We start from the raw sequence: 8,194 nt of genomic DNA on the forward strand, positions 1-8,194 counted from the left end.
TGTCCCGGCGTGTCTCATTCATCGGCGTGTCATCTGCATTACCGGATCGAGTTACCCAGAAGACGCGCCGCGACGTCCGGATGCTCGGCCGCCAGCAGCCCGGCGGCGGCCAGGACATACTGCTGGTCAACCAGGGCGCGGGCGTTCTCCGGGGGCGCCCAGCCGCCGCCGACGTCGGCCAGGACCGCGTCGAGGACCCGGGCGCCGCCGCCGTGGCGCAACACCCCGCCGGAGCCGATGACGAGGCGTACGTCTCTCAGCCCGGGACGACCGCGGGCGTGGCGGCGCAGCGCGACCACCGCGGCCGCCGCCGCCAGTTCCGGCGTGTCGCCGGGTGGCGGCAGCTTCTCGGCCACGGCCGCCGCCCGGGTGCCGTCTGCGCCCACGGCCACGCCCAGGTCACCCTCGACGGTGCGGGCCCGCCACAGTGTCCCGGCCACGTCGCGGCGCGGCCCGGTCTCGGCTTCCGCGTCCGGGACGAGTGCCGAGTACACGTCGGTGGTCGCCCCGCCGACGTCGACGACCAGGATCCCGTAGCCGGTCAGGTCGGCCAGCGCCTCCACCCCGGCGAGCACGGCGTCCGGGGTGGCGGCGCGCACCAGCGACGCGAACCGCCGCCCTTTCGACAGCCGCTTGCCGCCGATCACGTGCCGCAGGAACACCTCACGGATCGCGGCGCGGGCCGGCAACGGGTCCAGGACGCCGATGCGCGGCAGCACGTTGGCGGTCGCGGTCACCGGCACGCCCCGGCCGGCCAGCAGCGCCTCGGCCTCGTCGCGGACGGCGGCGTTGCCGGCCAGAACCACCGGCAGCCGGATCCGGGCCGCCGCCAGCCGCCGGGCGTTGTGCAGCAGCACCTCGCCGTCGCCGCCGTCGGTGCCGCCGGCCAGCAGCAGCACGTCCGGGCGGGCGGCCCGGAGCCGGGCCAGGTCGGGGCCGGACATCGGGCCGGCGGCGACGTGCACCACCTGCGCCCCGGCGGAGAGGCCGACGCGGTGCCCGGCCTCGGCGGTGACGAGCCGCTCGTATCCGATGACGGCCAGCCGCAGCCCGCCGCCGGCGGACGAGCAGACGTAGAGCCGGTCGCCGCCCCCCCCCGGGGGGGCGGCGGCGGGCAGACCCCCCCCGGAGGCGCGAGGGGGGGCGGGGGGGCCCAAGGCGCCCCGGCGCCCGCCGCGGGGGGCGGCGCCCCCGTTCCGCGGGCCGCCCCCCCCCCCGGCGGCGACGGCGGCGTCCAGACCCTCCAGGACGTCCGAGGAGGACGTGGTGGGCACCTCGGCCCGGCTGATCAGTTCCGCGCCGCTCAGATCGATCTTGGCGGCTTTGGTGTACGTGGACCCGACGTCGACGCAGACGGCTGTTCTACGACTCGGCATGGGTCTTCCGCCCCGAGGTGGACGCGGTCACGGCTTCGGTGGCACTACGACCGTCCCGACCGCCGTGGTCGCCACGATCGGCTCGTCGAGCACGGCGGCGCCGGATCCCTCCGTACCCCGGCAGACGACTTTGACCTCGAAGTTGATCTTCCGGGAGCGGGTGCCCGTCTTCACCACCGTTCCGGAGATCTCCAGCATGTCCCCGGCCCGCACCGGCGCCTTGAACTGCACGTCGTCGTAGGAGGCGAACAGCCCCTCGTCGCCGTCGAGCCGGATGCAGATCTCGGTGGCCACGTCGCCGAACAGGCCGAGCGAGTACGCCCCGTCGACCAGGTGCCCGGCGTAGTGGGCGTGCGAGTACGGCACATAGCGACGATGAGTGACGGTGATCACTGGGCACCTCCGGCGAGAGCGTGAACGAGATAGGAGGCGACCTCACGGGGTGTGGTGCCGCGGCTGAAGATCCGGTCGACGCCCAGTTCGGACGCCATCAACTCGTCGAACCGGGGCCCGCCGACGATCAGCAGGGGCCGTTTCCCGGCCGGCAGCGCCTCCCGGAACGCCGCCGACATGGCGAGCGTGTTCTGCAGGTGCGCGTCGCGCTGGGTCACCACCTGGGAGACCAGCACCGCGTCCGCCTTGCGTTCCCGGGCCGTCTCCACCAGCTCGGGCACCGACACCTGGGCGCCCATGTTGGTGACCGACAGCTCCGAGTAGTACTCCAGGCCCTTCTCGCCGGCGATGCCCTTGAGGTTGAGGATCGCGTCGATGCCGACGGTGTGCGCGTCAGTGCCGATGCAGGCGCCCACCACGTTGAGCCGCCGCCGCAGCCGCCGCTTGATCGCCGCGTTGACCTCCTTGGCGCTCAGCAGCGGGAAGTCACGCTCGACCACCTGCACCTTGTCGGTGTCGACGAGATGGGTGACCTTGCCGTAGACGACGAAGAACGTGTAACCGTCGCCCATCTGCTTGGCGTGCACCAGCATCGCAGGGTCCATGCCCATCTTGTTGGCGAGCTGGATCGCGGCGCCCTCGGCCCGCTTGTCGTGCGGGATCGGCAGGGTGAAGGAGAGCTGCACCATCCCGTCCCCGGTGGTGTCGCCGTAAGGCCGGACGATGCTCATTCGAGGCCCTCCGTGACAGGGTTGTAGTAGTCCGCGTCCTGCTTCGCGACGCCGTCGAGGCCCTTGCCCCGGTCCGCGGGCCGTTTCATGATCCCGAAGGTGCCGTCGGCGATGGCGTTCAGCAGCCCGTCGTCGACGATGCGCTCCATCAGGTCGATGGCCTCGGACAGGACCTGGTTCGCGCGGCCCCGGATGAACTCCCCGGGCACGAAGTCCTCGTGCAGGTTCCCGGCGCCGTTGAGCACGTAGCGGACGTTCTGCAGGGCGATGTCCCGGTCGGACAGCCACGGCGTGACCACCGCCTCGGTCATCATGCCGACCAGCAGGATGCCCTGGCCCGTCAGCGCGCCGGCCAGGTTGAAGAAGCCGTCGAGCAGGTTGCCGCGGAACACGTCACCGGTCATGTGCTTGGTCGGCGGCATCCACTTCAGCGGCGCGTCCGGGAACAGCTCCCGGGCCAGCAGGGCGTGCGCCAGCTCCAGCCGGAACGACTCCGGCACCTCCGGGTTGATCTCGAAGGCGTGGCCCAGCCCGAGCTGCCAGTCCGCCAGCCCCGCCTCGTGCGCGAAGTACTCGTTGAGCAGCTGCGACACCGTCACCGTGTGCGCGGCGTCGACCGCGTCGGCGGTGGTCAGGTAGTTGTCCTCACCGGTGTTGATGATGATCCCGGCGCGAGCGTGGATCTGCCGCGAGAACCGCTGGTCGACGAAGGTCCGGATCGGGTTGATGTCGCGGAACAGGATGCCGTACATCGAGTCGTTCAGCATCATGTCGAGCCGTTCCAGACCGGCCATCGTCGCCATCTCCGGCATGCACAGCCCCGACGCGTAGTTGGTCAGCCGCACGTACCGGCCGACCTCCTTCGACGTCTCGTCCAGCGCGGCCCGCATCAGCCGGAAGTTCTCCTGCGTGGCGTAGGTGCCGGCGAAACCCTCCCGGGTGGCGCCCTCGGGCACGTAGTCCAGCAGCGACTGCCCCGTCGACCGGATCACCGCGATCACGTCGGCGCCGGCCCGCGCCGCCGCCTGCGCCTGCGGGATGTCCTCGTAGATGTCGCCGGTCGCGACGATCAGGTAGATCCACGGGCGCTGCTTCGGATCGCCGTACCGCTTGATCAGCCGATCGCGCTCGGACCGGCGCCGGTCGATCATCTTGAGGCCCGCCGTGGCGGCGCGCCGGGCGCGCCGCCGAGCCGCGGTGAGCTCCGCCTTCTTCTCCGGCAGGGCGAACCGCACCGACCCGGCCGCCGCCTTCTGCGCGAGGACCGTCACGTCCTCGACGCCGGACGCCGCCATCGCGTGGAACACCGGCACCGCCACCCCGTGCCCCAGCCCGACGTCCGAGCGCACCGCGTCGACCAGGCGGTTCACCCACGGGATGCCGTCCGGGTCGGCGCCCTGCACCCCGGCCAGGCGCAGCACCGCCCGTTCCACCGACACGGTGGTGTGCGACCGCGCCAGGTCGACGACCGGCTGCCCCGCCCGCGCGGCCAACTCCCGCGCCCGCGCGACGACCGTCGCGTCCAGATCCAGCTTCCCGTGCACCGCTGTGGTTCCCCTTACCCCTCGAAGATCGTGTCGCCGTGCAACACCGTGCGCCGGCACACCGGCCGCGCCGGATCCGTGCCGTCGATGTCCGGCAGCAGCGCCGGAAGTCCCTCTACCAGCCCGGCCGGGGTGTCCCAGGCCGCGAACGTCGCCGACGCGCCCGGCTTGAGCACACCGGCGCCGCCGACCCCGGCCGCCCGCCAGCCGCCACGGCTGCTCGCCGCGAACGCCGACCGCACCGTCATCCGGAACCGCGGGTTCCGCGGCGCCGCCGCCGCGACGACCATCGCCCACGGGTCCAGCGCCGTCACCGGCGAGTCCGAACCGAACGCCAGTGCCACCCCGGTGGCGTGCATGGCGCCGATCGGGTTGCTCGCCAGTGCCCGGTCGACGCCGAGACGCTGCGCGTACATGCGGTCGGCGCCGCCCCACAGGGCGTCGAAGACCGGCTGCACCGAGGCGATCACCCCGAACTCCACCATCCGCGCGATCATCGCCTTGTCGATCAGCTCGACGTGCTCGATGCGGTGGTTGCCCTCCCGCAGCCGGTCCACCCCGACGCTCTTGGCCGCGATCGCGAAACCCTCCAGGACAGTCTCGATCGCCGCGTCGCCGATCGCGTGGAAACCGCCCTGGAACCCGACCCGGATGCAGTCCAGCAGATGGTCGGCGGCCTGCTCGGCCGTCAGGAACGCCTCACCGCACCCGTGGTCGCCGTCGTGGTACGGCGACCGCACCGACGCCGTCCGCGACCCCAGCGCACCGTCCGCGTAGAGATCACCGGCCGCGCCGTGCGCGTTCAGGTCCCGCGCGCGCTCGGCGCCGCCCAGCTCACCCCAGTACCCGAACACCTGCGGCAGACCCTGCCCGGACAGCGCCAGCACCGACGCGAAGTCCGCCTCGCTCGACGTGCCCGGGCCGGCGCACTCGTGCACCGCCGCGATGCCCATCGACGCCGCCCGCGACAGCGCCGTCCGCTGGGCGGCCGTGCGCTGCTCCGCCGTCAGCGAGCCGAGCGCGATCGCGCGCACCGCGTGGTGAGCCGCCTCCCGCACCCAGCCGGACTCGTCATAGCCGGCCACCCCGGCCGCGGCCGGCAGCAGCGCCGACGACGCCAGCGCCGAATGCACCGAAGCCTGCGACAGATAGACCTTGCGGCCGCCACCGACGCGCGCGAGCTCCGCCGCGGTCGGCGGTGTCTGGTCCACCCAGGTCGACTCGTCCCAGCCGTGCCCGTGCACCACGCCGTCGGCCGGCCGGGTCGCCGCGAACGCCGCCACCCGGTCCAACAGCTCCCCCGGTGACCGCACCGCCGACAGATCGAGGCCGTCGATGGCCAGCCCGGTGTCCGTGGCATGCAGGTGCGCGTCCACGAAAGCGGGCGTGACCAACGCACCGGCGAGATCGACGGTCCGGTCGGCGACCGGGGCGTCGGCGGTGTCGCCCAGCCAGGCGATGGTGCCGCCGCTGGTGACCATGGCGGTGGCGCGGGGTTCCGCGGCCGAGTAGAAGCGGCCGTTGACGTAGCGGACGGAGGGAGTCGTCTTCATGCCGGTCAGTCTGCCGCGATCCGCGCCTCGAACAACGCCCGCACCGCGGGAACCTGGCGCAGCAGGTCCACCGCGAAATCGGCGTGCCCGGGCACGTACCCGTTCCCCACCAGCATCGTCACGTCCGCCGCCAGACCCTCGGCGCCGAGCGCGGCCGCCGGGAAGCTGGTCGCCATCGAGAAGAAGATCACCGTGCCGCCCTCGGCGGTCGCCAGGATCGCGCCGTGCTCACAGCCGGGCACGTCGACGCAGACCACGGTCACGTCGGCGGGCTCACCCACGGCCTCGCTCACGGCCACCGGGTCACGGGCGTCGGCGATCGCGATGTGGTCGGCGAGCCCGGTGCCGCTCAGCGCGTCCCGCTCCGCTTCGCTGACGACCACCGCGGTGGTATGGGCACCCGCCCGCTTGGCCGCCGCCAGAGTCAGCGACCCGCTCTTGCCCGCCCCGCCCAGGACCGTGACCCGCGCCCCCGCCGGGTACTTCCGGATCACCCGGTCGGTCAGCGCCGGGGCGCCGCACACGTCGTAGACCGCGAGGGCCAGTTCCGGCGCCAGATCGTCGGGCAGCACCCCGACCACGGACCGCCCGAACAGGATCGCCGTGCCCTCGGCCGGCACCTGCTCACTCAGGCCGTCCCAGCCGGCCAGCCCGTCGGTGATCCGCAGCGGCGTCAGCGTCAGCGACACCAGGGTGGCGACCCGGTCCCCCGGCTTCACCGGCAGCGGCGACTCGGGCCCGACCTCCTCGACCACGCCGATCAGCATGCCGCCGGAGCCGGTGACCGGATTGTGCATCTTGCCGCGGGCGCCCACGATCTCCAGCACCTCGGCACGGATCGCCGCACCGTTTCCCGCGTGCTTCTCGGCGAGCTGCCGATAACTGGCGGCGTCGAGGTTGAGCCGCTGCACCCGGATCCGGGTCTCCTCCGGCCCGATCTCCGGGGAGGCATCCAGTCTCCAGGCGGCCTGCGGCAGCACGCCGGCCGGTTCGATAACCCGCCGCAAACCCACCATGCTCATGCTCCTCACGATCTCCACGCGTTAAAAACACTCTCATACTGAAGGCTGTACCGTAAATCCTTCAGGCACATGGTTACTAGACCGGAGATTCTCCGGTACGTTGATCCGAGTTTGAACGAGGGAGGATCCGGTGGCGGACAACTTGGCAGGCCAGCCTTACGAATACCAACGGCGGGAGCTCGTCGAGCCCGACTGGACGAGATTCCCCGGCTGGCGGGACGTGACAGCCGCGCAGTGGCAGTCCGCGCAGTGGCAGCGGGTCAACTGCGTGAAGAACATCAAGCAGCTGCGGACAGTCCTCGGCGACCTGGTCGACGACAGCTTCTACACCGACCTGGAAACCGACATCCAGCAGCATGCGACCATGTCGATGCTGCTCCCGCCCCAGATGGTCAACACGATGGTGCCGGACCGCGTGCCCGACACCGCGTCGCTGCTCGCCGACCCGGTGCGCAACTACATGCTCCCGGTCGCCAGCGACCGCCACCCGGTCTGGCCGTCGCACCCGCACGCCACCCGGGACTCGCTGCACGAGCACGACATGTGGGTGGCCGAGGGGCTCACCCACCGCTACCCCACCAAGGTCCTCGCCGAGCTGCTGTCCACCTGCCCGCAGTACTGCGGGCACTGCACCCGGATGGACCTGGTCGGCAACAGCACCCCCACCGTCGCCAAGCTCAAACTGCTGCAGAAGCCGGTCGACCGCTACGAGGCCCACCTGGCCTACCTCAAGGCCCACCCGGGCGTCCGCGACGTGGTCGTCTCCGGCGGTGACGTCGCCAACGTGCCGTGGAAACAGCTCGAGGCGTACCTCATGGGCCTGCTCTCGGTGCCGACCGTCCGCGACATCCGGCTCGCCACCAAGGCGCTGATGGGCCTGCCGCAGCACTGGCTCCAGGACGACGTGGTCGAGGGCATGCACCGGGTCGCCGTCACCGCCGAACGACGCGGCGTCAACCTGGCCGTGCACACCCACGTCAACCACGTGAACTCGCTGACGCCGCTGGTCGCGCGCGCCGTGCGAACCCTGCTGGAAGTGGGTGTCCGGGACGTCCGCAACCAGGGTGTCCTGATGCGCGGGGTCAACGCCACCGCCGGCGACCTGCTCGACCTGTGCTTCGCCCTGCAGGGCGAAGCGGGCATCCTGCCCTACTACTTCTACATGTGCGACATGATCCCGAACGCGGAGCACTGGCGCGTCCCGGTCTCGCACGCCCAGCAGCTCCAACACGACCTGATGGGCTACCTGCCCGGTTACGCCACCCCGCGCATCGTCTGCGACGTGCCGTTCGTCGGCAAGCGCTGGGTGCACATGGTCTCGGAGTACGACCGGGAGAACGGCATCTCGTACTGGACCAAGAACTACCGCACGTCCATCGAGGCCGGCGACAGCGAGGCCCTGTCCAAGCTGTACGCCTACTACGACCCGATCGACACGCTGCCCGAGGCCGGCCAGCAGTGGTGGCGCAAGCAGCAGACCGCGGCCGTCTGATCTCACCACGGCGCGGTCTCGGGGAAAGCCGCGCACGAGTCGAGGGGGGCCCACACGTGGCGCCCCAGCCACGAATACGACAC

7 protein-coding genes are annotated in these 8,194 nt (G+C 71.9%); 1 reads left to right on the forward strand and 6 read right to left on the reverse strand.

Annotated features, from left to right (window positions below; translation table 11 throughout):
• Nucleotides 1-38 precede the first annotated feature (38 nt).
• Genes QLQ12_RS26580 through kdd form a run of 6 tightly spaced genes read right to left on the reverse strand, consistent with a single transcriptional unit; the run spans nt 39 to nt 6,619 of the window.
• Nucleotides 39-1,376 carry a glutamate mutase L gene (locus QLQ12_RS26580; RefSeq protein WP_282763207.1) on the reverse strand — a complete coding sequence of 446 codons (1,338 nt, stop codon included), beginning with the start codon at nt 1,374-1,376 and terminating at the stop codon, nt 39-41.
• Between the two features lie 27 nt (nt 1,377-1,403).
• Nucleotides 1,404-1,769 carry a 3-aminobutyryl-CoA ammonia lyase gene (gene kal / locus QLQ12_RS26585; RefSeq protein ID WP_282763208.1) on the reverse strand — a complete coding sequence of 122 codons (366 nt, stop codon included), beginning with the start codon at nt 1,767-1,769 and terminating at the stop codon, nt 1,404-1,406.
• The gene (gene kamE / locus QLQ12_RS26590; protein ID WP_282763209.1) at nt 1,766-2,500 is read right to left on the reverse strand and encodes a lysine 5,6-aminomutase subunit beta; all 735 of its coding nucleotides are present in this window, start codon (nt 2,498-2,500) and stop codon (nt 1,766-1,768) included. The genes kal and kamE overlap by 4 nt, the downstream gene beginning before the upstream one ends.
• Nucleotides 2,497-4,044: a lysine 5,6-aminomutase subunit alpha gene (gene kamD, locus QLQ12_RS26595; protein WP_282763210.1), complete on the reverse strand. Its 1,548-nt coding sequence runs from the start codon at nt 4,042-4,044 to the stop codon at nt 2,497-2,499. The genes kamE and kamD overlap by 4 nt, the downstream gene beginning before the upstream one ends.
• 14 nt (nt 4,045-4,058) lie before the next feature.
• Complete coding sequence (locus QLQ12_RS26600; protein WP_282763212.1) at nt 4,059-5,597, reverse strand: amidohydrolase; 1,539 nt, start codon at nt 5,595-5,597, stop codon at nt 4,059-4,061.
• A gap of 5 nt (nt 5,598-5,602) precedes the next feature.
• The gene (gene kdd / locus QLQ12_RS26605) at nt 5,603-6,619 is read right to left on the reverse strand and encodes an L-erythro-3,5-diaminohexanoate dehydrogenase (protein WP_282763213.1); all 1,017 of its coding nucleotides are present in this window, start codon (nt 6,617-6,619) and stop codon (nt 5,603-5,605) included.
• A gap of 130 nt (nt 6,620-6,749) precedes the next feature.
• Between kdd and QLQ12_RS26610 the strand changes: the two genes are divergently transcribed.
• Nucleotides 6,750-8,111, forward strand: coding sequence for a KamA family radical SAM protein (locus tag QLQ12_RS26610; protein ID WP_282763214.1), 1,362 nt, complete (start codon nt 6,750-6,752; stop codon nt 8,109-8,111).
• The last annotated feature ends 83 nt before the right edge of the window (nt 8,112-8,194 follow it).

The sequence above is a fragment of the Actinoplanes sandaracinus genome, assembly GCF_030009775.1.
Classification (GTDB): domain Bacteria; phylum Actinomycetota; class Actinomycetes; order Mycobacteriales; family Micromonosporaceae; genus Actinoplanes; species Actinoplanes sandaracinus.

Bases quoted from the DNA above. Each gene is read 5' to 3' on its own strand.
- QLQ12_RS26580 (WP_282763207.1), bottom strand. From the start codon at position 1,376: ATGCCGAGTCGTAGAACAGCCGTCTGCGTCGACGTCGGGTCCACGTAC.
- kamE (WP_282763209.1), bottom strand. From the start codon at position 2,500: ATGAGCATCGTCCGGCCTTACGGCGACACCACCGGGGACGGGATGGTG.
- QLQ12_RS26600 (WP_282763212.1), bottom strand. From the start codon at position 5,597: ATGAAGACGACTCCCTCCGTCCGCTACGTCAACGGCCGCTTCTACTCG.
- kdd (WP_282763213.1), bottom strand. From the start codon at position 6,619: ATGAGCATGGTGGGTTTGCGGCGGGTTATCGAACCGGCCGGCGTGCTG.